This window comes from Pelotomaculum isophthalicicum JI (assembly GCF_029478095.1).
Lineage (GTDB): Bacteria > Bacillota > Desulfotomaculia > Desulfotomaculales > Pelotomaculaceae > Pelotomaculum_D > Pelotomaculum_D isophthalicicum.
The window spans coordinates 1-26,406 of the sequence record NZ_JAKOAV010000012.1 but is presented as its reverse complement, the minus strand read 5'-3'; the positions used below and the strand labels follow the sequence as shown (position 1 = coordinate 26,406).

Sequence of the window (26,406 nt, the reverse complement as noted above, 5' to 3'; positions counted from 1 at the left end):
GTGGAGCGGGACCATACCCGCTCCTTATGCTGCTGCCAGTACCAATCTTATCACCGCGCCCAGAGCCTTGCCGTTGCCCCCGGTCACCCGCTCCAGCCTGGCTTCTACCCTGCCGGCTGCCACCAGGTAACTCCACGTTGCTGCTATGGAGCGGGGCAGGTACCCAACCTTGAAGGGCCGTCTGCCAGCCACTGTCACCAGGACAGCCACTGCGTTCCCGTCCTCCGGGTTGTTCTCCCGGACCAGGTTAACCGCTATGGAATCCAGGTTATACCGCTTCAGCCTTAAAAGGGCTGTTTGACGGAGGCCGTAGGTTACACCGGCAACCTTGCTGTAAAACGCCCCTGCTTCAGCATTGCCCAGGCCGTCTTCATTGCCCTGGAGCGGTCCAGTCCCTGGCGGTAGTGGAGCGCGTTGGCGATTATCATTGAGATCATGTTCCTTACTTCCGCCAATCTCCTTTCAACGGTTCTAGTGGAGAAATAAAGTCGTTTTCTTATAGCTTTATTAGAAAATCCTTGCTTGTATTTTAGCCGGTATACTTTACGCTGATCGGGATGAAGAGACCTGATCCCCTTCTCAACCGCACTTACTGCCGACAATACGGTATTCCTTTTTATGGCGTATTTTTCTATCTTACTCTCAGTGTTTTGGGTTCGCGCCCAAACAATGGTTATTTTACATGTCGTGCTACCTTCCATGGTCTCCACCTGCTCTTTAAGCATCGGCAGGTTATAGAGAAACCAATCAACCATACGCGAGGAGGTAGGGTTTTGGTTGGCCATTACCGGATCACGCTCCCATAAACTTGTTTCTTGACTCCCTTCGCCGTTATCTCGCTGGGGTTGACCGGGAGATGGAGTTCTAATCCCTCTGGGTCCCTGAGGTATATGTCCATGGAGATTACCTCCTTAAATTTACAAAACAAAAACACTCTCATATGAGAGTGATTATAATGACCTCTTAATATTTACCTAAGTATTTCCTCTTGTGTTATAATAATTTCACAACAGAAAGGCTCAGGGCGGTCGGCATTCCCTCCGGAAGGAGGTGATGCCTATGGAAGTATACCAGGCTTTGACGCTGATGATTTCATTTGCGACATTAGTCGTTTTGGTACTTTCTTTCCATAACAGGAAATAGACCGCTCCTGCCCAAGGAATAACGGTCTATTCCGTTTCTCCGAAGCCGACCGCCCATAAAGCGGCTGTTGTGAGGAACCGTGTTTGCCGCATGGTTCCTCTTTAATTTTACGCATTTTCTAAATTCAGTATACCATACATTATATAGGTTTCAAACCCTTGCTTTTATTGCAAACTTGGATGAATATGAAATTTATCTGCCACATTTGGAAGACCCAAGGGACTTAATCCACTCCAGTTAATCTTATTTGCCGTCTCTCTAGTCATAATTACTTGCATGAGAACCATTTGCCTTTCTTGCCCGTAAGAATCTTTGACTGGGAATAACCAGTATAAAAGTACCCTCTTTGCGCGAGAATCAGAAAATATTCGATGTAACACCTCTGTCGATTTCGTTATAGCTCCATCCCGGATTAAGCCAGGAGTTAGGTTGTTATCAGCCCAAAGAGTGATCTCCACTTCTGTCTCTTCTTTATTATAAAAAAGAACGGATTCGATTCGCGGTTTGTCGGTATTGGTGCTTTCTCCGATAGTGCTGGTAATGGTATGTTTTAACCACTCCTCATAAAGAAGGTCTTGCTCATTCTTGGCAATATGTTCCTCTTTTGTGGATACTGATTGTTCAGCCTGCTGTGCTTGGTTTTTCTCGCCCTCATTTTTCTGTTCTTGTAATACCTCTTCATGGGGAGGGGTTGTTGAAGCAGGGGCAGCAGAATCTTCTTTCGCAGCCTGCCGCCCAGCTTCAAAGCCTTGTTTAACTGATGGTCCAGCCATCACCATGCCAGCGAGAAATAGAACACCAGCAACAGCAGCTAAAATGCCGGTCTTTTTATATTCCCAACCCTTCTTTGTTATCGCTTTGACCCCAAAAAGCACAAGTGCAATTCCCAGCCCGACAAGGGCCAAAAATACCATAAACCCAGCTAGGATATCCATAACAATACATCCGTTTGGTATTTTATGCGGAGGCTTCGACGTCAACACAGGAAAGTCCTTCCTTTGATTATGCTCTATTTTCCAGTGCCTTCTTTATATTCTGAGCAAATTGTCGCCCTATCTTTAAAGCCAAAGCATCTTCATCTAATTCTTTAGCATTGGAAATATGAATATGCGTATCGCCAGTTATTTGAATTGCAATCCCGTTGGCGCTAGCTAACGCTGGCATTAGCCCTGCAAATCCTCCTTCAGCGTATGGCCTGACGCCTAAATACTCTCCCGTCCGTCGCCACAGGTCAATACCCCTATCCCTCATCCTTGCAGACAGTGGTATTATTGCTTCTGGTCCCGCTTCAGCCACTAATCCGAGATGAGGCCTCGTAAGAATGCCGCCAGCGGCATGTGGTTCTGCTGCTTCTTTCCCGGCACTATAACCACTTTCGAATTTTTCCCCGATACCAACTCCAAGGGATTTAATCCTATTAATACCATCAGTAATCCAACTTTCTATCGCATCCGGAATACCGCTAAACTAATTCACAACTGATGTATAAGAACTATGCGCCCACGTATCTACTGCTGATGTTACACCCGACCACCATTCAGACACACGATCCGGTAACGAACTCCACCAGACCCCTATATCTGCAACGGTTTGACTTGCCCATTGGGTAGCGGAGGACCATGCTTGGCTAAACCATGTGGTTATAATACCCGGCAACTGTTGGACAAAAATGGATATACGACCCGGCAAACCTGAAAACCAGCCAACTATATAGCCGACAGCATAACCGGCCCGCTCTGGCAGTTGACTGAACCAGTCAGTAATGTTTATACCCATTTGCTGTACCGCTGTTATAGCACTATTCTTAATCTCACTAAATTTCGTTGCAACGACAGTTTTCATGCGCTTTAGATTTGCACCAATTTTTTCACCAATTGCACCGCCGCCCGAAAAGCCAGCGATACCACCAAGAAAGCCACCTACACCTCCACCAATAGCAGTCCCTACACCGGGAATAGCTGAACCTACCGCCGCGCCACCCATAGCGCCTAGTTTAGCTCCGGCAAACATACCGGTCCAGCGACCTGTTAAGCCACCTATTTTCTTTGCCTGCTCTTCTGGCCTTGCCCTTGCAACTGAAAGTACATCAAGACCAACACCTAACGGGATAACAACTTTGCCTGCCATTCGTCCAAGAATCCCTAAACGCGGCAATAAGTCGGCACCCCTTGTTGCTGTCGCTGCTTCTTCAGCCGCCGCCGTTCCGGCCTCTGCCGCACCTGTTAGCCCCATTCTCCCAGCAGCCCACTTCCCGGCATTAACAAGTCCTTTTCCTGCGCCCCATGCACCGCGCACCAGCATGCCACCGCCCAGCAGGGAGGCACCAGCCGCAAGCCCGATAGCACCCATAATATTGCCATGCATTAAAGCCTGAGCAGATCCGCTTGCCATGCCAGTTAACCCAGTCCACCAAGCCCTTGCAGCTATTTCCCCAAGCTTGGTAAATATAGACCCGACCTTTTCCCCGCCGTCGCCATTAATATATGCAATAACATCGTCAAGGCCCCGGTCTATAATGTAGACAAATTTATCACCCGGACTCATGCCCTGAAATTTCTCATCGCTAAACAACTCTTTAATCCAATTATAGCTACGCTCAAAGAATTCACCTACTTGCTTGCCAGCGTTTTTAACTCGTTCACTAAAGGCAACAAATTTGTCACCTGTGGGATCAAGGGTTCCGGTCAAATCCTGCAGAATTCGAATAACGGGCTGTGCCATACCCTCACCAAATTGCCAAACTACAACCCTGGCTGTTTCTTTAGTGTTAGAAGCGAGAGCTAATAAATCATTATTATAATTTGCTTTAGGGTACCGTTTTTCTAATGTCCTTAAAATGCCTTCCATTGCATCCTTCGCAGAAATCCCAAGCCTTCCCAGATCGCTTAGTTCGTCCCCGGTGATTCCAAGTTCCTCAGTAATCCACTGTAAAGGGACACCAAGGTTTTCAGTGACCTGATACAATTCCTCCACCTGTAGCTTGCCTTTTGTTGCAATCTGTGTAAACCCACGGAACGCAAGTTTTAGACCATCCGTGGTTGCCCCAGTATATAACATTGAATTACCAAATGATTCAAGTGCTCTTTTGGTAAAGTTAATATCCTTAGTAAGCGTCAGTAATCGGCCACCCATTTGAGTTGCAAAAGGAACCTCGTAAACAGGCGACTTTATCGCGTAATTAACAAGGTCCTCGAAGTTCTTTTTACCCTCTTCTATTGAGCTAGAATAATTTATCACGGCATTGCGCGATCTGGCCATCTCGCCAGCTAAATTTAAAGGAAAAACAACTGAGGCAGCAGCACCAGCTCCGCCACCAAGCAGGGCTAAAGGGCTGGTCAGTGCCCCTGTGATCCTCTGTACTATACTGGTTGTCTTATCTACCGCCTCAATTGGTATCTTCTTGACCGTGGAAAGGCGACTCAGCTTTGATTCTATGTTCCTCAAAGGACTTGATACACGGTCAACAAGCCGAGTGGGACTAACCGTCATGCGTCCCAAAGCTTGGGTTCGCTTCTGAAGTTGTTCCATTTTTTTGTTAGTTTTATCGAAAGCAGCCCTAGCTCTGTCAGTCTCTTTTTCAGTCCTATCAGCAACATTCTTCATAGCAGCATAACATTGCGATGCGTCAACACTAATTGTTATCGTTGTCTCACTTTGCATTCCCTTATCCTTCTTTTTAAAATTTTTTGTAATTGCCTGTAACGCTTCAAACCTTCTTTTAATTCCTTTTCCGCTTCCATTTTTAGTCTTGAATCCTCCGCCACCATCTTTTCATAATCAGCCAGCGGAAACTTCCCTTGACGGGATAGGCTCCTGAATTCCTTATGGATTTTCGACATTTTTGCGATTGTCTTCTCCAGAATATTACTACTTTGTTTAAGTTCAGAAATGTATTTTTGAATCACTTCTAAACCCCTGACTGGCTCAACGTTGTTGGCCCAGTATATGTCTTTATCTGCTAAAGCCCCCATTTATAACCTACCTTTTCCTTTAAATAGCAGTAATATCAATGTAGTACCACAGTAGTACCACACATAAAGCCTATAACCTATCGCATACCCCCTTTCAAATTCCAGGGCAGTTCCTCTGCTTGCTTACCGCCTGCCTGTCGCCCCTTTGCAGCCCGTGCCCGGAGGATGTATTTGCCGCGCCGGATCCCTTCTTTCCATAGGAGCGGGTTTAAGGAAAGCAGGTTTTGCAGTTCCGGTTCCGTCAGGAAGAGCCTGCATTTTGTTAAGCGAATCTCAACATACTTTTGTCTCATTTCACCCTCCTACCACTCCAGTACTTTGAGATACCCGCTCCACCTATTCACCTGCTGCACCGTCTGAAGCATTAGCGGGCATCTTGCGCCTACCGCCTATCCGAATTATCTTGTTCGCCGGTTTCAATAAAACGGTAGCCTTGGGCAAACTGTAAAACCACCCGGACGGCTCGCCCTTCTGCTTATCCACAACTTTTGAACGCGCGGGCTAATAGTGTAAACCTCGGCAATCTCGCTTTCCTCGTCAAATCTTATGATGGTTTCTTGCTCCGATAAAAGCATTGGGTTAGTCTCTCCCTTCTTGCCAGATATCTTCATGCTCAAGCTCGAAGGCTTCAATCATTTTGATTAGCACCGCTTCAACTTTGCTAATTGCCTGCCGGCAGCCGGACATGTCTTGCTGGTGATATGCCGCCGTATAGTTAGCCTCTGCCTTCTGTAAAGCTGCCAACAGGTCGGGTCTGCTCTGGTATGTGAATTCTAACGCGCCTTTAGGGTAGCGTTTGTTCTGTCGGGCAAGCATATCGACGTAAATTTGAATAATTTTTTCTTCGTCCCAGGACTCCGCTTTAGAGAGCCGTTTTAACTCTCTCAATAACTGGATAGCTTCAGGAGGGAGCGGTTTAGGTAGCTTTACCCGGATGCCAGAATCCCCCTTCAAAACGTGAACACCGTAATAATTTAACTGTCTGATTAACTCAGAAGGGGAGTTCATCTATATCAACCTCCTGCCCTAAAATGTCCTGTAATTGATTACCATTATTACCAGTAGCGGTTTCGGTTACCGATTGCTCATTTTGTTGATTTTTGGGTTGTTCCTCTAAGGGCACATTATTGAACAACCCGTAAGAATCTCCGGAAGTCTTGACCCCGTTGACTTCCATGTTTTGTTCATTGTTTTTTGATGAACGACCCATGGAGTCTGCGTCATTACTGGAATAATTACGGGTTGACGGGTTGCTCATTTTTTTGCCCTTAGGGACCATACCAAAAGGTATAATATTATCATTGTCGCTTTGGAAGTTATTCCCTGGTAATTCCCAAAGATATGGACCGTTCTTTTCACCCGGTTTCTTGTATGCTTTTATACATAATTTTTCCTTAACCCGTCTTAGTGTCATTAGTGAAATGTCCTCGTCTTGGATTTCAGTAAGCCACTCTACCGCGCTATCAAGTTTGTTCTTTTTATCAGCCAAATTAACTTCATTGGCTAATAACGCGCCTGCTGTCAGTTCGGAAATACCTGTCCAAAAGAAGTTATCTCCTAACTCAAAGCCCTGGCTTTGACCTGCCGCAGCTAGGCTTGATTTAATATGCACCAGTGCCCTCCTTTTGGTGTCCTGAGGGTCACTGCCAGCAAGGAGAACGCTCCGGGCAGCCGCTGTAAAGTCTATACTACCCATACCGCGGTATATGCTCTTGCTTGCGGTAGCTTTTGATAAATGTATGATACACAACATGGCACATTTATGCCGCTCGGCCAAAGCGGCCAGCCTGGCTAAGAGGGGCCTTACTTCATTAGCCCTATGCATGTCAATACTAGCGCCCAGAAAGGCTTGGAGCGGGTCAATAACAACCAGCGCCGGCTTGAGCGCTTCGGCCATGCCATCCAGCAGGGCCAGGTCAGCGAATGAGAAAGCATTATCACCGCTTTCGTCTTGTGTCCCGGTGATGGCGTAAATGTTCTCTACATCAGCCTTAACAGCGTCCAGGCGTGGGCGTAGCGTGTCAGCTATACCATCCTCAGCGGTTAGATAGATCACCTTGCCAGGAGCACGCTTCATAATACACCTGCCGCTGTCACCATCAGGTAAGGCGCTGCCGGTTGAAATGGCGCTTGCTATCGCCAGGGCCGCCCACGTTTTGCCGCAGCCCGGATCACCTTCCAGAAGGGTTATTTTCCCTAACGGCACATATGGATCCCACAGCCAGGAAACTTCCTCAGGCTTGACATCGGACATCCGGACAAATTTGATTTCCTTTCCATCTGCTGGCTTTTGCTTTTTCTCCTGCGATTGTTTGCCATCCAGGTCATCAAGTAGCGCTTTTAATTCTTCATCTGAAATATCATCTATGTGTTTGCTCATTTATTGCACCACCGCTTCACTCGATCACTTTTTAGGACAGCAACCTTATCAGTCATCTTCCCAGTTCTCAGTACTTCCAACACATGCTCCAAAATTGGTTCAATATGATACAGCCCACCCAGCCGCTCCAAATCCTCTTCAGTCTGGATCCCGGCAAGCTTACTGTCTACCGCCCGGTAAATGGATGATAAACGCTGATAAACTTCATTCTCCTTCACCTTGAAGCAGGCTTTTAATTCCCGCCGTGCCTTTGCTAATAGGGTAGCCTGCCGGGCCTGGGCAATGTCCTCCTGGGTTGCATCAGGGAGCGGGATACCAAAATCAGCGGCAATCATCCGGGCCGCTTCCAGTGGCCGGAGGTTATGCAGCAGGGCAACCAGGTCAACGCTGTCACCGTGTTCCTGGCAGCCAAAGCATTTCCAACCATCTCGATACACCACCAGGGAAGGGTAGCGGTCCTCATGGAAAGGGCAGCGGGTTACCCACCGGCTTCCCTGGTGCCGTAACTCCCCGGGCAGGTAACGGCGGGCTACCTCAATAAAGGGAAGTTCTTTGACCAATTGAAAAATATCATTATTTTGTTGTAAGATAGGTACAGACAGTTTAATCACTTCCTGTCACGCCCGGCCTGCCTGCCGGGTTATAGTTCACCGGCTATACTTTTCCATCCAAAAACCCCGCTCCATCGAAAAGCGGGGTTTATCGCATTATGATGTTTTTTCCCTTCAATTGCCTTACCATATTGTATGGTGTTAAATCCGTTATACCGTAATTGTTTTTCCGTTCAAGTCCCTTTTTCCCAAGCCTCCGGTTTGCCCGCCTCCGGGCCTTTGCTTCGGGAGACACTAAATAAATCCTCCCTTCATGCTTTTAAACATGTCCACCCTTCACACCGATTGGTGTCCATCGGGATGGATGTTTATTATTTTCCCGCGGCGTGTCGTAGGAGCAACGTCCGCAGAGCCTCCTTTGGTATCCGGTAAGCCGAGCAGGCGGGTTGTTTTTATACACCCGCTGCCCGCTCCAATATCCGTACTATTGCCGCTGTTGGAACGACCAACCGTTTCATGCCCAGACGTAATGCCGGTAATTCTCCCCGCTCCACCATCCGAAAACCCAAAGAGCGGGAAATACCTAGTATCTTTGCTGCTTCTGGAACACTAAGCGTCGGTTTTTCTTGCCACTTATCCATATCCATTGTCTTCCCCCTTGTTTTTTTCTTCCTATATGATACAATTTAACTCATTAATATAAAATGTTTATAGTTCTACATAAGTTCTACTTTTTAGGGGATGAAAATATTTTATGGATTTTGAAGGATACCAATTAGAAGGACTTACATATGATGAAACTTTTTTAACTGAAGGTGGGGGGATATGGAAACCGCCATTAGTCAAGCTTTATAGGCATGATGAACAGGACTTTTTGGTCTACCCTGTTCCTGATGGCTGGGAGCACCCTGGAAAGAAAGATCTTCATGACCTTCTCTCTTTGAAATGGAAATTCATTAGGAATCAAAATACTAAGAATCTACTTGAACGGTTTATTTGTCTTTCGGATGCAGATTCTGAAAAAATAAGGCTTTTTTCAGAACAATGGGGACCTTTATGGATTTGTAACCATCCCCTTCACCATATTTGTTTTTGGTCCTCGGTATCAAAGGATTGTGATTGGTTTCCGATAGAAAATATTGAACAATGGAGAAGAATAGCGTTATATGTTAAGTCTTTACTTGATATTTCTGTTTCCCTTATGAACAACAAACCCCCTCAAGCAGATCTATGGGAAATCGCTGGATTAGATCCGGATTTAAATATCTCCAGATTACCGATACAAGCTCAAAAATACTTCTTAACCGCTGCCATTAATAAGCACCTAAGCCACCTTCAACAAGGACCTATTTTATGGCTGAGCTGGAAAGATACACAGCCAGAATTATCTCTCAATGCTGGATTAGGATTTATAAGAATAGTGTGGGTCCTATTAGTACAGACAATAACAAAAAAGACAGGTGGAGTAACTACCTGTGACGGTTGTGGCCACTTATATTTTAGAAACAGGGCTATTTCAAAGAGCAAAAAAAATTATTGCCCTGATTGCGGTCAAGATAAGAAGGCAGCAAAAAGATTATATATAAGTGACAGGAGGGCCGCTGAGCGTCTATGGAAAGAGGGAAAATCTATTGATGAAATTGCCGTCACGACAAGTCGTAATATTAAAACGGTAACCAGGTGGATTGATAACGTTATCAAAGGCGGGCAAAGCTAGCCTAGAACACGCCACATAAAAGACCGCTAACTCTTGTCCCTACTGCCCTGACAGGTAAAAAAATGGTGCCAAAATGGTGCCGTCTTTTATTTTTCACCCTATTTTTCTAGTCTACCTTATCCACGGCAAAAATAAAAACCCTTAGTTTTAAAGGTCTTTCGTGAACACAAAAATTATGCTATAACCAGAAAATATGTTCTCCCGACACTTAGGATCCAGTGGGGGCAACCTCGTGGGGGTTCAACTCCCCCCGCCCGCACCAATGAAAATAAGACTTCCGAGGTTTTGGAAGTCTTTTACTTTTGGCTATTTTTACTTTTTCGGCGCCAAAATGCTGTAAAACTGCCCCTGCTTCAGCATTGCCCAGGCTGTCCGCATCGCCGGGAGCGGTCCAGTCCCTGGCGGTAGAGGAATTAATTCAATTACTATAATCCCGCTCCACCCGGCCACGTGCCGGGCTTTTACTTAATTGGGGGGGGGGACCAGCCCGGCCGGTATCCACAAATCATGGAAAGCATAATTCTAAAAATAAATATGACCGGGGGGGTTTCCCACCGGCCTAACAATATTAACCATATAACATCAGTTTAGATTATTATCGTACTATTAGCATTGTTCGTATTTTTCTATCTTGCGGCACTAAAACAATTTAGCAATGAAGTAATACAGGATTGTGCGTTAGTGCCACATTGTTGTGAATTGATGGCACTTAGACATTGTCCTGATGCACAATTTTGCAACAGACTTGCCAGCGAAGTTTGCTGTAATGCACTAGTAGCACTTTGCGGGCAGGAACTCAGACATTGCCCTGATGCACAATTCGACAACATACTTGCCAGCGAAGCCGGCTGCTGTATGCTGGCGCCACATTGTGTGTTGTAGGCACTCAGACATTGACCTGATGCACAACTTTGCAGCGAATATGCCGGCACTGCGGCACTTGCGCTAGCCAGTACACCAAAAAGCAATAAGAGACAAGATGCGGCTACAAAAAGGATACGTTTCGTTCTGACCATTTTCTTTTCCCCTTTCTTTTGTTGCCTCCGAGGTTAGCTGACGGGTTCGGTGAAAGAAACCCTACCCAAGTTCACCATTATCTAAGAGAATTTGGGATTCACCCCATGAATGGTTCCCCCGTACCCAGTTGACAAATTTTCTGGGATTCGGCAAAGATATAGCCAGCTTCGTTAGAGTATACTACATTCCATAATTCAATAGCAAAATTAAGATACCGCCTACAGTTACTTTTAATATAACAGACATGAAGCATGCTAATAATTAAATATGTTTACTGAATATCAAGATAGTAAGGGTTTATATTCCATACCACATCTTAGTGATTGAATTCATTATATCTATTATCAATTCAACATGCTTTCGCTTCATTCAACGCAATTTAATATTTCTTGGACTAGCCTTTTAAAAATCACATTATCAAAATTTGGCAAGAGTAACTAACGCCGCATATAATGACACTAAAATATAAGGGGAATTAAGTCAATTGGAGGATAAGACATGGATAACATAGATGACTATTACCTTAATCCTAATATAGACGGCAGTTTACAGGACTACTTTGAACGCATGCTAGGATTTAATAAAATTAATAGACCGGAAAAAATAAACGTAAAACAGTTAACTCTTATAGCTATCTTAGACTGCATTGACGCCGCGATAGATTATCACAATAAAATTAATTTCCTGCTTTTATCAAAAATGATCATGGAATTAAAGAGATGAAACTGCATTTTTATATTTGATCAATTTTTTCTACGCAAAGCGGACTGTTCACCCCTGGTGAATTCACTATCGTTGACACGTTGTAAGCAGTTAAAATACCTTCATACGGCTGTAACAACTCTTTTGCCATGACATGATCCGCTTCCAGCCATACCTTGTATTCACGCTCCCCGGCTAATATCGCAGGCATCCGCACATGAATATTACTCATAAACGCGTTGGCCGGAGTGGTAATGATACTGCAGGAATTAATAATAATCCCGTCGGGCGCCGTCCAGCTGTCCCAGATGCCCGCGAAGGCAAAAAGTGATTTGCCCGGCAGGTTAATATACATTGGATATTTCTTGCCGCCTGCCTTGCGCCATTCAAAAAAACCGTCGGCTGGAACCAGGCATCGCCGGCGCAGAAAAGCATCCCGGAAAGCGGGTTTCTGTTCGACCGTCTCCGCCCTGGCGTTAATCATCTTATAGCCGATTTTCTTATCCTTGGCCCAGTGAGGAACCAACCCCCAGCGCATCAAGGAAACTTTTCTCCCGCCTGAATTATTGACAATCACCGGCACATCAGCGCCCGGAGCAATATTGTATTGTGGAGTATAATCAAAGTTTTCCTCAAGATTAAAACAAATTCTCAGTTCGTCCGAGTCAGTTGACAGGGTAAAACGTCCACACAATTCAAGACACTCCAATCTTTTTTCCCTCGGCGGATAATAATCTTTCTCTCAACCTGGTGTAGCGGTTTTGGGTTTTATTATTTCTAACGGCTATGGCCAGCGCCTTTTTGCTGCCGATAATCACTACCAATTCTTTTCCCCTGGTGATTCCGGTATAGATCAGGTTTCTCTGGAGAAGCATGTAGTGTTGGGTCATAACCGGGATAATTACAGCCGGGTATTCGCTGCCCTGAGATTTGTGAATGGAAATAGCGTAGGCCGCCACCAACTCGTCTGTTTCCGAAAATTCATAAGCAACCACTCTCCCGTCGAAATCTACCCGGATTTCCTGTTCTTCTTGATCGATGGAAACAACGCGTCCCATATCCCCGTTAAAGATTTCCTTGTCATAGTTGTTCGTCACCTGCATCACTTTGTCGTTTACCTTAAACGTTTTGTACCCTCTTATTGTTTTACTCTCGTTGGAATTCAACAATTCCTGCAGTCTGACATTCAGGTTTGCCACTCCGAGTTCACCCCGGTGCATGGGTGTTAAGACCTGAATGTCTCTTACCGGGTGATAGCCAAAACTTTTAGGTATGCGCTCCCTGCAAAGCGTCAAGATCTTTTGCAGGGCTTTTTCCGGATCGTCTTCCGCAATAAAATAAAAATCTGTTTTATTACCGGCCTGTGGTCTGCGAATATCCGGAAACTCGCCCTGGTTAATCATATGCGCATTGACAATAATCCTGCTCTCCCTGGCCTGCCTGAATATTTCGTCAAGGACTGTCACCTGGAATTCGCCGGAATCGATCATGTCTTTTAAAACGCTCCCCGGACCTACTGAGGGAAGCTGATTGATATCACCGACCAAAATGAAAGCGCTATGAGCGGGAATAGCTTTGACAAGGTGATACATCAGAACAGTATCAATCATGGAAGACTCGTCCACAATGACCACATCAGCTTCCAGGGGAAATTCCTGGTTCTTTTGAAAACCGCCTTGACGTGGACTATATTCGAGTAGTCGGTGGATCGTCCTGGCCTCGCTTCCGGTCGCTTCCTGCATCCGCTTGGCAGCCCGGCCGGTTGGAGCCGCCAGCAGAACTTTCAGCCGCATAGCCTGAAATATTTTAATGATAGCCCGGATAATGGTTGTCTTCCCGGTGCCAGGCCCGCCGGTGATAATGGAAATTTTGTTCCGCGTGGAGGAGATAACCGCTTCTTTTTGTTTATCAGCAAGTTGAATATTCAATTGTGTCTCGACCCAGGCTACCGCTTTCTCCGGGTCTGTGGGGCGGATGACAGACGGTTCCGACTTCAATAAAAGAAGTCTTTTAGCCAGTCCGGCCTCAGCCGTGTAAAGTGGAGGCAGATATACGGCATTGTGAGCGGTCTTAACATCCTGGTTTTGTTCCAGTGGTTCTTCCCGGACCAATCTCCTCTCTTCAAACAGCTTCACCATGGCGTTAACCACCACGTCCTTGCTGACCTGGAGCATTTCCACGGCTTTGTTCGAGAGAGGTTCAAAAGGATAATAGACATGCCCATCCGCCATGAGCTCATTCAAAACATAGATGACGCCCGCTTCAGCACGCATCACGGAGTTGGGATCGATTCCCATGCTCCTGGCAATCCGGTCGGCGGTAATAAACCCGATACCGTAAATATCGGAAGCCAGCCGGTAGGGATTGCTTTTAACTGTTTCTATAGAAGCACTCCCGTATTTCTTGAATATCTTAGCGGAGTAAGTGGCGCTGACCCCGTGGCCCTGGAGAAAAACCATTATTTCCTTGATTTCTTTTTGTTCTTCCCACGCTTTTGTGATCATGGCGACCCGCTTTAAGCCGATGCCATTCACTTCAGTCAGTTTGTCAGGATTGTCTTCAATGATATCAAGGGTATCCAGCCCGAAAACCTTCACGATACGCCTGGCCATGACCGGACCGATACCCTTGATCAGTCCTGAACCGAGGTATTTCTCTATGCCATTTACGGTGGCTGGAACGATAGTTTCAAATTTCTCAACCTTAAACTGTTCACCGAATTTTTTGTTGTGCTCCCATATGCCGGTGAGTTTTAAAGATTCGCCGGGATTTATACCGGCCAAATTCCCAACCACCGTAGTGAGTTCTTTCTTTCCTTTTTCCTGAAGCCTGGCTACGATGAATTGAGTTTCTTCATTAAGATATACTATTCTTTCCAGAAAACCGTAAATTGTGATCATACCAGGGACAACCCCCAAGCCACCCAACTGACAACGAATAATTTTTCTTGGATTATTTTAGTTTTGCCATAGAATCCTTAAGCTTTTGGTATGTAACTTCCAGTGATTCGGAAATAACCCTCACATCACCGAACACCGGCATAAAATTGGTGTCCCCGCCCCAGCGGGGGACCACATGGATATGGACATGGCCAGGCACTCCGGCGCCGGCAATTCTGCCGATATTGACCCCGACATTAAATCCATCCGGGTTGAAAGCGCGCAGCGCTTTAACCATTTTCTGAGTGTTTTTAAAAAGCTCCAACATTTCTTCCTCGGTTAATTCTTCAATTTCTCCAACATGCCTCTTGGGCACCACCATCACATGTCCGTTAGTGTAAGGGTAGCGGTTCATCACTACAAACGTCTTATCTCCCCGTAGGAGAACAAGGTTTTCCTCGTCCTGCTCAGATTCCAAGATCCCGCAAAAGACACACTTGTCCCCGTGGTCCCCGCCAATGTAAACGCTGCGCCAAGGCGCCCAGATTTGTTTCATCTCATTCGCTCCTTATCTTTGAATTAAGCCAAACTAAAATCAAAAAAATGAATGTCTCCTTAAAATTAAATTATATATTTTATATTGAACTTTCGTAAACAAACTTATGAGAAACAATAAAAAAGAGACTGCCGCACTAGTCACACGATGAATAAACCCTGCTTATTGAGCAGGGTCTACAATGATAATAATTAGTTTTTATGCTTATGTTGCCCGTGTCATATTCTTCTTAACAGGAAATTCACATACTTTATCCTGTTCAACAGCCCACTCTATTATTTTATGCTCCTTGTCCCATACAACAAACACTTCCGGAGACAGCAGGATCAAATTTGAATATAATTCAATCCACTCCGGCGTAATACGCTTATAAGCAAAAGTTTCTAAACCACAAACAAAAACAACCCAGTAATAGTGCCCGTGGTGTTTAAAGGTAAAAAAACTGTCCCTTACCATTCCACTACCGCCTTTAAAGTAGTGGCCTATGCTTCTCTCGGGTCTTAAGCTTCTGATTGATTCCAAAACCTCTTCCAACTCATTCACTTCAACGTCGACATTTACTTCTTCCATTTAATAATCCTCCTCATAATTGTTGTTATCCATTTTTTACACTATATTCCATTTGTTGCAATCTTGTTACAGTCACCATAAAAAGAATAAATACCCCCGCTCCTGATGGAAGCAAGGGGTACAACTGTGACAATCATTCAAATTCTTAATACAAGCGCTACTCAGTGTTGCTACTTAAATATTTCGCTTTATCCAAGAGCAACGCGTATTCCTTATCCAGACGAATCCGTTCCTGTTCATCTTTACAGCCGGCAATCTTGCCGGCTATTTCCGCGAGTTTAAGCCTTAGAACCATCTCCCCGGTTTCTTTTTCTTTAATATCAGGCTCAATACCAGGCTCATCAAAATATTCTTTTAAACGGCCTTCCCAGGATTTAATTTTGCTGTCTTCTATGAACAGAACCCGGTTGGCTACGTTGTTCAGAAATTTTCTGTCGTGGGATATTACCAGCAATGTCCCCTCATAATCACACAGCACAGACTCCAACGCTTCCATCGAAAGGACATCCAGATAGTTTGTCGGCTCGTCAATGATGATAAAATTTGCGTCGCTGACCAATATTTTCGCCAGCGAAAGCTTTACCTTTTCCCCGCCACTCAACGACGATACCTTTTTATAAACGTCGTTACCTTTGAAAAGAAGACGCGCCAGAATTATCCTGACCATCGGCTCCGGCAGGACACTTTTCTGAATGGCGCTTTCTAAAACCGTCCTTTGAAAATCAAGGTCAACCGCTAGATCCTGTCTGAAATAACCGGTTTTCAAGCCCGGCGCGAGTCTTACACCCGGAGCGCCGCTGGCGATTATATTAGCGAGGGTGGTTTTGCCGGAACCATTCGGCCCAACCAACGCCGTTTTTTTACCTCTGGGTATCGTAAAACAAGCCTTTTCAAAAATACATCTGCTGCCGAAATAAAGGTTGATATTTTCCCCTTGCGCCACGATCCCGGCATGTGGCTCCGCAGATTGATTGATGGTTATTTTTACACGGGGAGACGATGCCGGCTTTTCTTTAACCTCGATTTTATCCAGCCTGGTTTCCAAGGCTTTAACTGTCTTGTTCAACTTTTTCTGGATTTCCGTCGAACTTCTTTTATGCAGGCGAGCTTCGGAATTACCCATTCTTTTTGGAGCCTTCCTGACCTTTTTAACCTTACCGCGTCGCTCGGCCAACGTCTCTTTAAGCCTTTTTTTCTCTTGAACATATTGCCGGTATTCAAAAAGCTGCAGTTTGTAAGCGGCTTCCCGCCGGCAAAGATAAGAAGAGTAATTGCCCTTATAAACATGCAGTTTCGCTTCCTGGATTTCAACAATCTTGTCACACAAATGATCAAGTAGTTCCCGGTCGTGTGAAACAAGCAGCAAGGCTCCTCTAAAATTCGCCAGCTTTTTTTCCAGAACCTTTATCCCTTCCAGATCTAAATTAGCCGTAGGCTCATCAGCGAACAGTATGCCGGCGTTTTCATCAAAGCCGGCCGCGATTCTAAGTTTTGTCTTTTCACCACCACTGGCATGATTTCCTGTAATACCGCTGACCATAAATTCCCCGGCGAGTTTTTCGTTCGGCGTCACCCCTTGATTCCATTCCTGTTCAATATATGAAAGCCGGGCATACCACTCCACGGAACCCTCGTCCGGCTGCAACCGGCCCGACAGAAGATTTAACAGTGTAGTTTTGCCGGCGCCGTTCGCACCAACAATTCCTATCCTCTCTCCATAATATATCCTCAAATCATCGAATGCGACGATGACCCTGTCACCATAAGATTTTTTCGTGTTATAAGCATGTAACACCAACATAAAAAATCCTCCCGAACACATATTTTCGGAAGGACTATCCTCGTTAAATCTTAAATAATAACTACCCATATAAAAAATCGTACTAATAAATACCAGCATTAAGTACGCTTTCAAAAAGGGCACATGTATACACACGAGGATAACCCATCCCGGAACAGAATTGCCCATGCAATTCGCAAAGAATTATTGGTTCCAGAATTAGCTAATCCTCATTCCTTGTTACCTGTCCCTTTCCCAGCGTTTACAACATTATACTATCAGAATGAATTTTAAAATGCAATTTCTTTAATCACCCACGGTCATCCCGCCGTTTTCCCTGGCGCCTTTTGCCGACGCTTCCATAACACCGGCCGGCCTCCCGCCGTTAAGAAGCACCCAGCCTTCTTTTGCGATAAGTCCTTGTTATTTATTCATCAGTCATATTGGTCCAGGTAATGTTCAATATACTGCCGCACCTTTGCCGCCGGCTTATAAACACCGAAATGTCCTTCACATAATATATCAGCCTTCAAGTCAATCAGCTTTTTCATCGAAGCGATCCACTTCTTAATATCCGAACCCCAGGACGCGTTAAAAGGCCCGTGGATGTCCTGACCGAACAGAATCCTGCAACCGTCGAGGTCAACATAAGGGCTGATCCCGCCGGGAGTGTGCCCCGGGGTGAACAGGCAGTGAAGAGTGCGTTCCCCGACTGTTATATCCTGCTTTTCTCCCTTAAGAACAACGTCAACGTTGACGGGCTGGTAATTTACCCTGTAATACGATGCCGCAGTCAAATGGGCCAGGCCTTTGGAAATGGCGTCCAGCTCCACTTCGTGACCCACTATCTTCGCGCCGAGCGATTGGAAGTGGCTCAGGCCGCCAATGTGGTCGATATGCCCGTGGGTGGCAATTACATACTTTAACAGGGAAGGGTCAAACCCCAGTTTCTTTATATTGTCCAATATCGACCGGCATGAATAACCAAGGCCGGCATCAATCAGAGCAAGTTCGCTGCCCCCGTCGACAAGGTAAACGCAACAATCTCTCATATCAGTCAAGTCCTGTCCGCCCACGAGGTAAACGCCGTCAAAAACTTTTTCCGGTTTTTGCATTTAGGCTTCTCCTTTCACCTGTGAATAGGAAAGGGGACACTCCTCTCTTTTGAGCCTTACTCTGGGGCCGAGGAATGTCCCCCTATTGAGAAAGGGGACACACCTCCCTTTAAAGCCTGACTTTGGGGTCGGAGGAATGTCCCCAATCAAGTTCACTACGCCAGGGCGCGCTCCAGGATATCATACATGCGGTTTACCATGTCGCGCGGGTCAGTCATCAGCCCGGCGGAAATCAAGGCGTTGTCGTAGATCTGCTCCGCCGCCAGGCGGGCAAATTTTTCGTCTTTTTCACGCAGCGCGGCCAGGCGCTTGATTAGTTCATGCCGCGGATTAATCTCCAGCATCTTCCTGCCAATAGCGCCCAGGTCTCTGTTTACCGCCTGCATCACCCGCTGCATGCTGCTGGTCATCATGCCGTCCTGATTCAAAATAACCGCGGGGCTGTTGATGAGACGCTTTGATTCCTTGACCTCGGTAACTTTATTCCCCAGTATTTCCTTCAACCATCCTGTCAACGATTGAACCGTTTCATTGTCAAGCTGCTCCCCGTCAAGCTTCTCGTCCAGCGCGGGGAGATCCAGCTCAGCCTGATCGGCGGACACCAGTTTCTTTTCTTCATAATCCATCAAATTGCTCAGGACAAAGTCATCGACAGCTTCATGCGTGTAGATGACTTCCAGGTCACGGGCCCGGAAAGCCTCCAGATAAGGGCCGGCTTCAATAATTTCCCGGGTGGGACCGTTAATATAATATATGTCTTTTTGTCCTTCCTTCATTCGCTGTGTGTAATCCGCCAATGATATTAACTTACCCGGCTCCGATTTGGAAGACTCAAACCGCAGAAGCTTGGCTAGTTCATCCCGGTGGGTAAAGTCGCTGGAAATCCCTTCTTTAAGGAAGAAGCCGAATTGTTTCCAAAACTCTTCATACTTGTCCGGATCGGCCTTCGCCTGTTCGTTAAGGAACCTGAGGAACCGGCCGGTAACAGCCCTACGCAACCTGGATACCATGGTGCTGTCCTGCATGGTTTCACGGGAAATGTTCAGCGGAATGTCTTCACTATCTACAACTCCCTTTACAAAACGCAGCCATTCCGGCAGGATCCCTTCGGCTTGCTGCTGGATCAAGATTTTATGGCAGTATAGATTGACACCGGGCTCCGTCCGGCTGAAACCATAACGCTCAAAATTCTGCTTCGGCACAAATAAAAGAGCGTTAATGGCCAGCGGCGCGTCGGCGGAGAAATGCAGCCGGTAAAGCGGCTCATCGTATGCTGTTGCGATAAACTTATAAAACTCGTTATACTCTTCTTCCTTGATCTCATTTTTATTTCGTGTCCAGATCGCCTGAACGGTGTTGATTTGCTCACCGTTAACACGGATTGTAAAAGGTACGAAGCTGGAATATTGCTTGATGATCCTTTTAATAGTCTCAACTCCGGCAAATTCATGAGCGTCGTCCTTAAGCTCCAGGATGATTTTAGTGCCTCGCGGCAAATCCGTCGCCGTACCGATGGTGTAATTGCCAATGCCATCGGAAACCCACTCGCAGCCTGCCGCGTCGGGTTGGTACGAACGTGACAGCACCCGGATTTTCTTGGCCACCATAAACGCGGCGTAAAATCCCACACCGAACTGGCCGATTAGATTCAAATCTTTCTGATTGGCTTCAGCCATTTGCTTAATAAATGCTTTTGAACCCGAGTGCGCTATGGTGCCCAGGTTTTCGATCAACTCCTCCCTGGTCATGCCAATCCCGGTATCGGTTATGGTCAGAATGTGCTCCTTATCGTCCAGCTCAATGGTGATTTCGAGCGGTAGTTCCTCATCCTTTACATTCTTGTTGGTTAGATTCTCGTACCGGAATTTTTCCAGGGCGTCGGCAGCGTTGGAGATTAACTCGCGTAGAAATATTTCACGGTCTGTGTAAAGCGAATTTACGACAATATCTAGGATCTGCTTTACTTCTGCTTGAAATTCCCTGGTTTCATAAGTGTTTTCCCCGGTTGACACCGACATCTGAATAGACACCTCCGTTAAGATTTGTTTTATAATAAATTATGTCAATAAAATCTGACTAAATAAAATTTTACCACATAAAGCATTTAATGAAAAAGACCTGTCGCCCATTTTATCGCCTGCAGCCAAGGTAAGGGATTTTACACCTGTTGTAGACACCGGCCGGGCAGGCTGTTAAAATGAACTAATATCAATGTTGGAGATTGGAGTATTAATTTGGATAACGAGATCGGCGAAGAACAATCCCGCTTGTGGTTGTTCGGACTGGTAAACTTTTTTCTCAGCTTTGCCATTCAAGGCTCTATTATCTTTATTCCCCTGCTCGGCGCCCAGTTAGGGGCTTCCGACTTTCAGGTGGGTCTGGTGGGCGCGGCATATGGGGCTGCTTTTTTAATATCTTCCCTATTATCAGGTTGGAAATCCGACAGCACCGGAAGGCTCCTTTTTGTACGGTGGGGCCTTCTGATCAGCAGTGCGGCTTTCGCAGCCCAACTGCTGGCCGATAATGTCTTCATTTTGATGGCAACACGGGGTGCGGTAGGGTTCGCGCTGGGTATCACCACCGCGGCAACTATCGCTTATGCGTTCGAATCAGGTGTGGACATGGGCAAATACAGCTCTTACGGCTCCCTGGGCTGGATCTTCAGCGCCCTGGCGGCAGCCGTGGTGGGCAATATTGACATGCTTTTTCTGCTAAGCTTCTTGGTTTGCCTGCTGGCATTTTTTCTTTCCCTGGCTTTCCGGGAAACACCGCCGCTCAACTCACCGGCGCCGCCCAATCTTTGGGAAGTGGCGCGGCGGGGCCACCGGGTTTACCTGGCGGTATTCCTGCGGCACCTGGGCGCCACTGCCGTCTGGATTATCCTTCCCCTCTACATGGTTTCAGTGGGTATGGACCAGTTTTGGATCGGCATCCTATGGGGGGTCAACTTTGCTGTACAATTCATTGTAATGCGTTATCTGGAGCAATTCTCTGAATATAAAGTATTCGCTATCGGACAGGTCTTATCTGTTATCGTATTTGTCGCTTTTGCCTTCGCCTCCGGCCGGTTTTCCCTGATCGTAGTCCAGGCGCTATTGGGTGTGGCCTGGTCCTGTCTTTACGTCGGCGCCCTGCTGATAATCCTCAAAAGCGGTGAGGAGCGCGGTACAGCGGGAGGCATTTTTCAATCCACATTAAACCTGTGCAACGCCGTGGGTCCCTTGCTCGGCGGCCTGATCGCCCAGGGATGGGGTTACCGCGGAGTAATGTTCTTCGCAGCGGCACTGGGCGTGGTGGGTATGCTGGTCGCCGTGCCGGCAGGCCGGGAAACAGCGGACAGTTAGCCGCCTAAAGAGAATTTATTAAGAACAGTCATTTAAGCCGCCCCTGGAGCATATGAAATCTATGTAAGCTCTAAGGTGGAGGTGAATCTACTGTTTTTCATCACGGAAAAAATCGTTTTTGGCATGGCGGGTATTAGAGTGCTGTCCGCCACTATCGAATTTACGGCGGCTATGTTGATGTTGAAATACGGGCGGGTGGAAACCGCGTTTAAAATAAACGCCGCGCTGGCGCTGGTGGGACCCACGGTGTTTATTGCTGTAACCAGCCTTGGTTTGATCGGCCTCGCCGGGAAAATATCACCGGCCGGAATGGCAACAGTCATACTCGGGGTCCTATTAATTTTTATCGGGATCAATAAACTTTAAAAACCCGCCCTCAACCGGACCGGCCTAGTGCGTTCACAAAAAATTCCGCCACCAGCTCCGCTACTTTTTCCTCATAGCCCCACCAGAAATGGTCAACATTGGGAATCACCTCAACGGTCTTGGGCTCGCTCATTTTGGCGGCTTCCTGCAAAACCAGACTGGTAGAAACAACATCGTCCTCCGAGCCGCAGACGATCAACTTGGGCTTTGCGCAATCAATCAGAACATCCGGCGGAACAACCGGGGACACGCCGGCGATCGCTTTGATTTCATTGCAGCCGCCGCCTACCGGCAAAGCAATTCTTCCGCCAAAAGAGTACCCCATGATACCAATCCGGCCTGAATCGATTTCTTTCTGTTGGACAAGAAAAGATAAAGCAGCCCGGGCATCATCCTGCTCCGGCACGCCCCCGCCAAAAAAACCCCGGCTCCGGCCGACGCCGCGGGAATTGTAGCGCATGCCGGCAATTCCCTTCTCGGTAAGCGCCCAGCTAACCGCCATAATTATATTGTTAGTCATGTCACCGCCGTAACGCGGGTCGGGATGGCATAACACCACCCCCGGGCATGGACCGCCGGGCGCGTCAGGCATGTCCAGGCAGGCTTCCAGAAGTATACCGTTATTATTCAATGTCGTTTTTAATTTTCGCGTTTTTTTCATCTCCTTAACCGGTACTGCCAATGAATATTTTCTAATGCCGCGGTAAATTGAATTTTCGATGATTAGTCCTTGAATTCCTTGTTATATTTTAGTACCATGATTTTAAAAATACCAGTATGAATTAACATTTTTGGGAGTTGAAAGTATTATGCCGGATTACACACTGATTGATTTGCCTCCGATATTAAATCTGATTTTCTATCCGCGTAAAGATTTTAGCCCATGTCCGGAAAACGCCTTTGATTTGAACGTACCGGTGGATAAAGACGTTTTTGTATCGACCCGCTTTTACGTCGGCGGCGCCAACCAACCCTGGGTTATATACTTTCACGGCAACGGGGAAGTGGTCAGCGACTACGATGATATCGCGCCGGTTTACAACCAACTGGGACTTAACCTGGTGGTGGCGGACTACCGCGGATATGGCGCCAGCGGAGGCACTCCTTCCTTTACTAATGTGTGTCATGACGCAAAATCCATATTTACAGCTGCAACAAGAGAAATATCGAACCGTGGTTTCCAGCAAGAATTATGGGTGATGGGCAGGTCCTTAGGCAGCATTTCCGCCTTGGAACTGGCTAATCAATACCCGGATGCAATTAAGGGTATGATTATTGAAAGCGGTTTTGCCAACGTGGTCAGAATCATGAAACACCTTGACCACTTCCCCAAAGAAGTTACCCTGCGCCAGTTTGATCAGGAATGCCTGGATTTGGTTAAAAATATTTCAATACCTGTTTTAGTTATTCACGGAAAAGATGATTATATTGTTCCATATGAAGAAGCCTTGGACCTATATGAAAATTTAGGGACTACCAGCAAGACACTGGTTACCATCCCTGACGCGGGCCATAACGATATTATGTACGTGGGCTTAAGGCAATATTTTAAGGCAATTCAAGAATTTATCTCGAACGCTTTGGGAACACATAAAGGAGACTGACAGCGGGAAACCTAAATTTTGTTACTAATATGGAAGGTGACGGTTCATGCAAAAGCGTTTGCTCCAAAATTTATTCAACCAGGCTAAGGCCGGCGCTTTTGAAGTTTCCTATTGGGACGGTACGACTGAACACTACGGCGGTGATACTCCTTCCGTTAAGGTGATTTTTCACGGAAAAATTCCTTACAAGCAAATGCTTAAAGACCCGGTGCTGGCGTTTGGTGAGGCTTACATGGACGGTTTGATTGATATCACCGGGGATCTGGACGATATCATCAAACTGGTCGGCTCCAGTATGGAGTTAAACGGGGAAAACCGGGGCCGGCAAATCCTGACCAAAATCTTTTCACGCCGGACGCATTCAGCTTCCTTACGCGAACAAAAGGAAAACATCCGGCATCATTACGATTTAGGCAATGATTTTTTCTCCCTCTGGCTGGATGAAACAATGAGTTATTCTTGCGCTTATTTCCAAAATGCTGAAGATTCCCTGACTCAAGCCCAAATTCAAAAAATTGACCACGTGCTGAAAAAGTTACAGTTGCGCCCCGGGGAAATTCTTCTTGACATCGGCAGCGGCTGGGGATGGCTGATTCTCCGCGCCGCCCAGATTTACGGGGCAAAAGCGGTGGGAATCACCTTGAGCCGTGAACAATATCAGGAAACCCAGCGCCGGATTACGGAACTGGGTCTTAAAGATCAGGTGGAAGTCGAGTTGATGGATTACCGGGAACTGGCCGGTAAAGGGCTTGCTTTTGACAAAATTGCCAGCGTCGGGATGTTCGAACATGTTGGTCAGGCAAACTATCCCCAGTTCATGATGACATTGAAAAAACTCCTGAAAGAAGGCGGCTTAGCCTTGCTTCATACTATAACGCATACCAAAGAAGGGCCGGTCAATGGTTGGATAAAAAAGTATATTTTCCCCGGGGGGTATATCCCTTCCTTGCGCGAAGTAATCAGTCTATTGCCCGATTATGATTTTCATGTTTTAGATATAGAAAGTTTACGGATGCATTACGCCATGACACTGGAGCGCTGGGCGGAAGGATTTGATAAACACACCGACAAAATACGGGACATGTACGATGAACGTTTTGTGCGGATGTGGCGCCTGTACCTTCGTTCCTGCGCCTCTTCTTTCCGTGTCAGCGGCTTAAATGTTCACCAGATTCTATTCTCGAATGGGTTGAACAACGACCTGCCCCTTACCCGGGAGTATTTATACAATTAGTCCTTGTTTTCCAGCGCTTTAACCCGTTGTTCAAGCAATTCAATATTCGCCTGCATGTTTGACATCATTTCCGCTACGGGGTCGGGAAGCAGGTCGTGCCGCAAATCAATATCGGCTTCATCAACTAGCGCCAATTTCTGGCCGTTCCGGGCTACAACTTTGCCTGGGACACCGACCACCGTGCTGTTCGGCGGAACAGCCTTTAAAACAACTGAACCGGCCCCAATCCTGGAATTGTCTCCCACGGTAAACGAGCCAAGCACCTTGGCGCCGGTACTGATCACGACGTTATCACCAATGGTGGGGTGCCTCTTTTCTTTTTCTTTTCCAGTTCCACCCAGGGTTACTCCCTGATAAATAGTAACATTCCTACCTATCTCGGCAGTCTCACCAATCACTACTCCCCCTCCGTGGTCGATAAATAAACCTTCGCTTATTTTCGCCCCGGGGTGAATTTCAATAGCGGTGAGAAAACGCGCAAACTGTGAAATTAACCTGGCCGTTAAAAACCAACCATGCCGATAAAAAAAATGCGCCACCCGGTGTATGACTACGGCGTGAAAACCCGGATAACAAAGAATTACTTCCAACGCGGACTTGGCGGCGGGATCGCGCCGCATAATACTCCTGATATACCTTCTAAGTTGACTAAACATTATTAACCTCTCCATACATAATTTAACCAATTGCTTTACTGTTGATGGAACTAATATTATTATCCTTTATAATTATTTATGCAGGTGTCCGGTTATTCCCCTAAATACTAACGCTAGATCTAGATATAGTACATATTAGCTTCTCGCGAAAGACGTATCTTTTCAGCTTCTTGGCACAGGTCTTCCAATGTGGTGCTGTCCAAAACATGAGCAATAGAATCTCTGATTCTTTCCCACATTATCCTTGTCGGGCAAGTGTCGGCACGCACACATGATTCCGGATCATCTTCGCTGACACAATCGGTCGGCCCCAAAGCCCCTTCCAGACACCTGATCACTTCACCGACCGTAATCCGGGCCGGTTCCCGGGTAAGTAGATAGCCTCCCTGAGCTCCCCGCACACTCCGAACCAGTCCCCCCTTGCGCAAGAAAGTCACCAGCTGTTCCAAATACCCCTCGGATATTCCTTCTCTTTCCGCAACCCGGACGAGCGCGATAGGTTCGTTGGGGGTGTAGTTTTGAGCCAGATCTACCATAGCGCGCAGGCCGTACCGCGCTCGTGTCGAAAACTTCAAGGCCACTTAACTCCCTTTCTAAAAATGTTTATTATCTATCTAAGTATACTATTATTACTATACTATATTCTCCATTTTATTTCTACACCTACCTAAACAGTTACTAAAAACAGAAACCTGTGACAAATAACGCGGCTCATGTCCGAACAAAATGAATCAATTACCCTGGGAACAAAGATAAAGGGTAGACAATCACGATTCCACTTTGGGAATCTGCCTACCCTTTACCCGAGGTGTACTGCAACT

At 46.5% G+C, this 26,406-nt stretch carries 30 protein-coding genes and 1 riboswitch; of the genes, 7 read left to right on the top strand and 23 right to left on the bottom strand.

The features are described from left to right. Window positions 1-24: 24 nt before the first annotated feature. A complete protein-coding gene (locus L7E55_RS07885; RefSeq protein ID WP_277443647.1) occupies window positions 25-363 on the bottom strand; it encodes an HIRAN domain-containing protein in 339 nt (112 codons plus the stop codon). Next, window positions 315-785, bottom strand: coding sequence for an ECF-type sigma factor (locus L7E55_RS07880; protein ID WP_277443583.1), 471 nt, complete (start codon window positions 783-785; stop codon window positions 315-317). Before L7E55_RS07880 ends, L7E55_RS07885 begins: the two co-directional genes overlap by 49 nt. 268 nt (window positions 786-1,053) lie before the next feature. Between L7E55_RS07880 and L7E55_RS17715 the strand changes: the two genes are divergently transcribed. Then, window positions 1,054-1,143, top strand: coding sequence for a putative holin-like toxin (locus L7E55_RS17715; RefSeq protein WP_420852024.1), 90 nt, complete (start codon window positions 1,054-1,056; stop codon window positions 1,141-1,143). A 164-nt stretch (window positions 1,144-1,307) separates the two neighbouring features. On the opposite strand, the gene L7E55_RS07875 is transcribed toward L7E55_RS17715, so the two are convergent. The 10 genes from L7E55_RS07875 to L7E55_RS07830 all read right to left on the bottom strand — a co-directional run bounded on the left by L7E55_RS07875 (window position 1,308) and on the right by L7E55_RS07830 (window position 8,692). Next, window positions 1,308-2,078 (bottom strand): hypothetical protein, encoded by a 771-nt coding sequence (locus L7E55_RS07875; protein WP_277443582.1) that lies wholly within the window; start codon window positions 2,076-2,078, stop codon window positions 1,308-1,310. A 67-nt stretch (window positions 2,079-2,145) separates the two neighbouring features. Further along, complete coding sequence (locus L7E55_RS07870) at window positions 2,146-2,307, bottom strand: hypothetical protein (protein WP_277443581.1); 162 nt, start codon at window positions 2,305-2,307, stop codon at window positions 2,146-2,148. Window positions 2,308-2,610: 303 nt separating this feature from the next. Next, window positions 2,611-4,803 (bottom strand): tape measure protein, encoded by a 2,193-nt coding sequence (locus tag L7E55_RS07865; RefSeq protein ID WP_277443580.1) that lies wholly within the window; start codon window positions 4,801-4,803, stop codon window positions 2,611-2,613. Next, on the bottom strand, window positions 4,782-5,114 hold the full coding sequence (locus L7E55_RS07860) for a hypothetical protein (RefSeq protein ID WP_277443579.1): 333 nt from the start codon (window positions 5,112-5,114) through the stop codon (window positions 4,782-4,784). Before L7E55_RS07860 ends, L7E55_RS07865 begins: the two co-directional genes overlap by 22 nt. A gap of 77 nt (window positions 5,115-5,191) precedes the next feature. Continuing rightward, window positions 5,192-5,407, bottom strand: a complete 216-nt coding sequence (locus tag L7E55_RS07855; RefSeq protein WP_277443578.1) for a hypothetical protein — start codon at window positions 5,405-5,407, stop codon at window positions 5,192-5,194. Between the two features lie 123 nt (window positions 5,408-5,530). After that, complete coding sequence (locus tag L7E55_RS07850; protein WP_277443577.1) at window positions 5,531-5,689, bottom strand: hypothetical protein; 159 nt, start codon at window positions 5,687-5,689, stop codon at window positions 5,531-5,533. A gap of 4 nt (window positions 5,690-5,693) precedes the next feature. Then, window positions 5,694-6,122: a hypothetical protein gene (locus tag L7E55_RS07845; RefSeq protein WP_277443576.1), complete on the bottom strand. Its 429-nt coding sequence runs from the start codon at window positions 6,120-6,122 to the stop codon at window positions 5,694-5,696. Next, the gene (locus L7E55_RS07840) at window positions 6,106-7,494 is read right to left on the bottom strand and encodes an AAA family ATPase (RefSeq protein WP_277443575.1); all 1,389 of its coding nucleotides are present in this window, start codon (window positions 7,492-7,494) and stop codon (window positions 6,106-6,108) included. Before L7E55_RS07840 ends, L7E55_RS07845 begins: the two co-directional genes overlap by 17 nt. After that, window positions 7,491-8,105 (bottom strand): CHC2 zinc finger domain-containing protein, encoded by a 615-nt coding sequence (locus L7E55_RS07835; protein ID WP_277443574.1) that lies wholly within the window; start codon window positions 8,103-8,105, stop codon window positions 7,491-7,493. Before L7E55_RS07835 ends, L7E55_RS07840 begins: the two co-directional genes overlap by 4 nt. Before the next feature lie 392 nt (window positions 8,106-8,497). Then, entirely contained in the window at window positions 8,498-8,692 is a 195-nt protein-coding gene (locus tag L7E55_RS07830; protein WP_277443573.1) for a helix-turn-helix domain-containing protein, read from the bottom strand. A 107-nt stretch (window positions 8,693-8,799) separates the two neighbouring features. Between L7E55_RS07830 and L7E55_RS07825 the strand changes: the two genes are divergently transcribed. Together L7E55_RS07825 and L7E55_RS07820 are read left to right on the top strand one after the other, a co-directional pair. Next, window positions 8,800-9,762, top strand: a complete 963-nt coding sequence (locus tag L7E55_RS07825; protein WP_277443572.1) for an FmdB family zinc ribbon protein — start codon at window positions 8,800-8,802, stop codon at window positions 9,760-9,762. A 1,022-nt stretch (window positions 9,763-10,784) separates the two neighbouring features. After that, window positions 10,785-10,941: riboswitch (cyclic di-AMP (ydaO/yuaA leader) on the bottom strand. A 336-nt stretch (window positions 10,942-11,277) separates the two neighbouring features. Then, complete coding sequence (locus L7E55_RS07820) at window positions 11,278-11,502, top strand: hypothetical protein (protein WP_277443569.1); 225 nt, start codon at window positions 11,278-11,280, stop codon at window positions 11,500-11,502. A 10-nt stretch (window positions 11,503-11,512) separates the two neighbouring features. On the opposite strand, the gene L7E55_RS07815 is transcribed toward L7E55_RS07820, so the two are convergent. The 8 genes from L7E55_RS07815 to htpG all read right to left on the bottom strand — a co-directional run bounded on the left by L7E55_RS07815 (window position 11,513) and on the right by htpG (window position 20,399). Beyond that, complete coding sequence (locus L7E55_RS07815) at window positions 11,513-12,175, bottom strand: SOS response-associated peptidase (RefSeq protein WP_277443567.1); 663 nt, start codon at window positions 12,173-12,175, stop codon at window positions 11,513-11,515. A gap of 1 nt (window position 12,176) precedes the next feature. Beyond that, window positions 12,177-14,381 carry an SF1B family DNA helicase RecD2 gene (gene recD2, locus L7E55_RS07810; RefSeq protein ID WP_277443565.1) on the bottom strand — a complete coding sequence of 735 codons (2,205 nt, stop codon included), beginning with the start codon at window positions 14,379-14,381 and terminating at the stop codon, window positions 12,177-12,179. A 52-nt stretch (window positions 14,382-14,433) separates the two neighbouring features. Continuing rightward, on the bottom strand, window positions 14,434-14,916 hold the full coding sequence (locus tag L7E55_RS07805) for an HIT family protein (RefSeq protein WP_277443564.1): 483 nt from the start codon (window positions 14,914-14,916) through the stop codon (window positions 14,434-14,436). Between the two features lie 204 nt (window positions 14,917-15,120). Further along, window positions 15,121-15,486 (bottom strand): hypothetical protein, encoded by a 366-nt coding sequence (locus L7E55_RS07800; RefSeq protein WP_277443562.1) that lies wholly within the window; start codon window positions 15,484-15,486, stop codon window positions 15,121-15,123. Window positions 15,487-15,643: 157 nt separating this feature from the next. Further along, entirely contained in the window at window positions 15,644-17,287 is a 1,644-nt protein-coding gene (gene abc-f / locus L7E55_RS07795) for a ribosomal protection-like ABC-F family protein (protein ID WP_277443561.1), read from the bottom strand. A gap of 285 nt (window positions 17,288-17,572) precedes the next feature. Further along, window positions 17,573-17,680: an SLOG cluster 4 domain-containing protein gene (locus L7E55_RS07790; protein ID WP_277443646.1), complete on the bottom strand. Its 108-nt coding sequence runs from the start codon at window positions 17,678-17,680 to the stop codon at window positions 17,573-17,575. Between the two features lie 20 nt (window positions 17,681-17,700). Then, entirely contained in the window at window positions 17,701-18,381 is a 681-nt protein-coding gene (locus L7E55_RS07785; protein WP_277443560.1) for an MBL fold metallo-hydrolase, read from the bottom strand. Between the two features lie 155 nt (window positions 18,382-18,536). Then, the gene (gene htpG, locus L7E55_RS07780) at window positions 18,537-20,399 is read right to left on the bottom strand and encodes a molecular chaperone HtpG (RefSeq protein ID WP_277443559.1); all 1,863 of its coding nucleotides are present in this window, start codon (window positions 20,397-20,399) and stop codon (window positions 18,537-18,539) included. A 216-nt stretch (window positions 20,400-20,615) separates the two neighbouring features. On the opposite strand from htpG, the gene L7E55_RS07775 reads away from it, so the two are divergent. Continuing rightward, a complete protein-coding gene (locus L7E55_RS07775) occupies window positions 20,616-21,725 on the top strand; it encodes an MFS transporter (protein ID WP_277443558.1) in 1,110 nt (369 codons plus the stop codon). A 90-nt stretch (window positions 21,726-21,815) separates the two neighbouring features. Further along, window positions 21,816-22,091 carry a YqhV family protein gene (locus tag L7E55_RS07770; RefSeq protein WP_277443645.1) on the top strand — a complete coding sequence of 92 codons (276 nt, stop codon included), beginning with the start codon at window positions 21,816-21,818 and terminating at the stop codon, window positions 22,089-22,091. A 10-nt stretch (window positions 22,092-22,101) separates the two neighbouring features. Here L7E55_RS07770 and L7E55_RS07765 read toward each other — a convergent pair whose 3' ends face one another. Continuing rightward, window positions 22,102-22,752 carry an alpha/beta hydrolase gene (locus tag L7E55_RS07765; protein ID WP_277443557.1) on the bottom strand — a complete coding sequence of 217 codons (651 nt, stop codon included), beginning with the start codon at window positions 22,750-22,752 and terminating at the stop codon, window positions 22,102-22,104. A gap of 148 nt (window positions 22,753-22,900) precedes the next feature. Here L7E55_RS07765 and L7E55_RS07760 point away from each other — a divergent pair, with 148 nt between their 5' ends. Then, the gene (locus tag L7E55_RS07760; RefSeq protein ID WP_277443556.1) at window positions 22,901-23,695 is read left to right on the top strand and encodes an alpha/beta hydrolase; all 795 of its coding nucleotides are present in this window, start codon (window positions 22,901-22,903) and stop codon (window positions 23,693-23,695) included. A 46-nt stretch (window positions 23,696-23,741) separates the two neighbouring features. Then, entirely contained in the window at window positions 23,742-24,929 is a 1,188-nt protein-coding gene (locus L7E55_RS07755) for an SAM-dependent methyltransferase (RefSeq protein WP_277443555.1), read from the top strand. Here L7E55_RS07755 and cysE read toward each other — a convergent pair. After that, window positions 24,926-25,585, bottom strand: a complete 660-nt coding sequence (gene cysE / locus L7E55_RS07750; RefSeq protein WP_277443554.1) for a serine O-acetyltransferase — start codon at window positions 25,583-25,585, stop codon at window positions 24,926-24,928. The two genes, L7E55_RS07755 and cysE, sit on opposite strands and share 4 nt — an antisense overlap. 119 nt (window positions 25,586-25,704) lie before the next feature. Beyond that, window positions 25,705-26,160: an RrF2 family transcriptional regulator gene (locus L7E55_RS07745; protein ID WP_277443553.1), complete on the bottom strand. Its 456-nt coding sequence runs from the start codon at window positions 26,158-26,160 to the stop codon at window positions 25,705-25,707. Window positions 26,161-26,406 lie beyond the last annotated feature (246 nt).

Excerpts from the sequence above, each read along its gene's own strand:
- htpG (WP_277443559.1), bottom strand. The coding sequence starts at position 20,399 with ATGTCGGTGTCAACCGGGGAAAACACTTATGAAACCAGGGAATTTCAA.
- L7E55_RS07765 (WP_277443557.1), bottom strand. The coding sequence starts at position 22,752 with ATGAAAAAAACGCGAAAATTAAAAACGACATTGAATAATAACGGTATA.
- L7E55_RS07830 (WP_277443573.1), bottom strand. The coding sequence starts at position 8,692 with ATGGATATGGATAAGTGGCAAGAAAAACCGACGCTTAGTGTTCCAGAA.
- L7E55_RS07865 (WP_277443580.1), bottom strand. The coding sequence starts at position 4,803 with ATGCAAAGTGAGACAACGATAACAATTAGTGTTGACGCATCGCAATGT.
- cysE (WP_277443554.1), bottom strand. The coding sequence starts at position 25,585 with ATGTTTAGTCAACTTAGAAGGTATATCAGGAGTATTATGCGGCGCGAT.
- L7E55_RS07855 (WP_277443578.1), bottom strand. The coding sequence starts at position 5,407 with ATGAGACAAAAGTATGTTGAGATTCGCTTAACAAAATGCAGGCTCTTC.
- L7E55_RS17715 (WP_420852024.1), top strand. The coding sequence starts at position 1,054 with ATGCCTATGGAAGTATACCAGGCTTTGACGCTGATGATTTCATTTGCG.
- L7E55_RS07860 (WP_277443579.1), bottom strand. The coding sequence starts at position 5,114 with ATGGGGGCTTTAGCAGATAAAGACATATACTGGGCCAACAACGTTGAG.
- L7E55_RS07880 (WP_277443583.1), bottom strand. The coding sequence starts at position 785 with ATGGCCAACCAAAACCCTACCTCCTCGCGTATGGTTGATTGGTTTCTC.
- L7E55_RS07805 (WP_277443564.1), bottom strand. The coding sequence starts at position 14,916 with ATGAAACAAATCTGGGCGCCTTGGCGCAGCGTTTACATTGGCGGGGAC.
- L7E55_RS07800 (WP_277443562.1), bottom strand. The coding sequence starts at position 15,486 with ATGGAAGAAGTAAATGTCGACGTTGAAGTGAATGAGTTGGAAGAGGTT.
- L7E55_RS07785 (WP_277443560.1), bottom strand. The coding sequence starts at position 18,381 with ATGCAAAAACCGGAAAAAGTTTTTGACGGCGTTTACCTCGTGGGCGGA.
- abc-f (WP_277443561.1), bottom strand. The coding sequence starts at position 17,287 with ATGTTGGTGTTACATGCTTATAACACGAAAAAATCTTATGGTGACAGG.
- L7E55_RS07875 (WP_277443582.1), bottom strand. The coding sequence starts at position 2,078 with ATGGATATCCTAGCTGGGTTTATGGTATTTTTGGCCCTTGTCGGGCTG.
- L7E55_RS07870 (WP_277443581.1), bottom strand. The coding sequence starts at position 2,307 with ATGCCAGCGTTAGCTAGCGCCAACGGGATTGCAATTCAAATAACTGGC.
- L7E55_RS07845 (WP_277443576.1), bottom strand. The coding sequence starts at position 6,122 with ATGAACTCCCCTTCTGAGTTAATCAGACAGTTAAATTATTACGGTGTT.
- L7E55_RS07755 (WP_277443555.1), top strand. The coding sequence starts at position 23,742 with ATGCAAAAGCGTTTGCTCCAAAATTTATTCAACCAGGCTAAGGCCGGC.
- recD2 (WP_277443565.1), bottom strand. The coding sequence starts at position 14,381 with ATGATCACAATTTACGGTTTTCTGGAAAGAATAGTATATCTTAATGAA.
- L7E55_RS07825 (WP_277443572.1), top strand. The coding sequence starts at position 8,800 with ATGGATTTTGAAGGATACCAATTAGAAGGACTTACATATGATGAAACT.
- L7E55_RS07850 (WP_277443577.1), bottom strand. The coding sequence starts at position 5,689 with ATGCTTTTATCGGAGCAAGAAACCATCATAAGATTTGACGAGGAAAGC.
- L7E55_RS07760 (WP_277443556.1), top strand. The coding sequence starts at position 22,901 with ATGCCGGATTACACACTGATTGATTTGCCTCCGATATTAAATCTGATT.
- L7E55_RS07840 (WP_277443575.1), bottom strand. The coding sequence starts at position 7,494 with ATGAGCAAACACATAGATGATATTTCAGATGAAGAATTAAAAGCGCTA.
- L7E55_RS07820 (WP_277443569.1), top strand. The coding sequence starts at position 11,278 with ATGGATAACATAGATGACTATTACCTTAATCCTAATATAGACGGCAGT.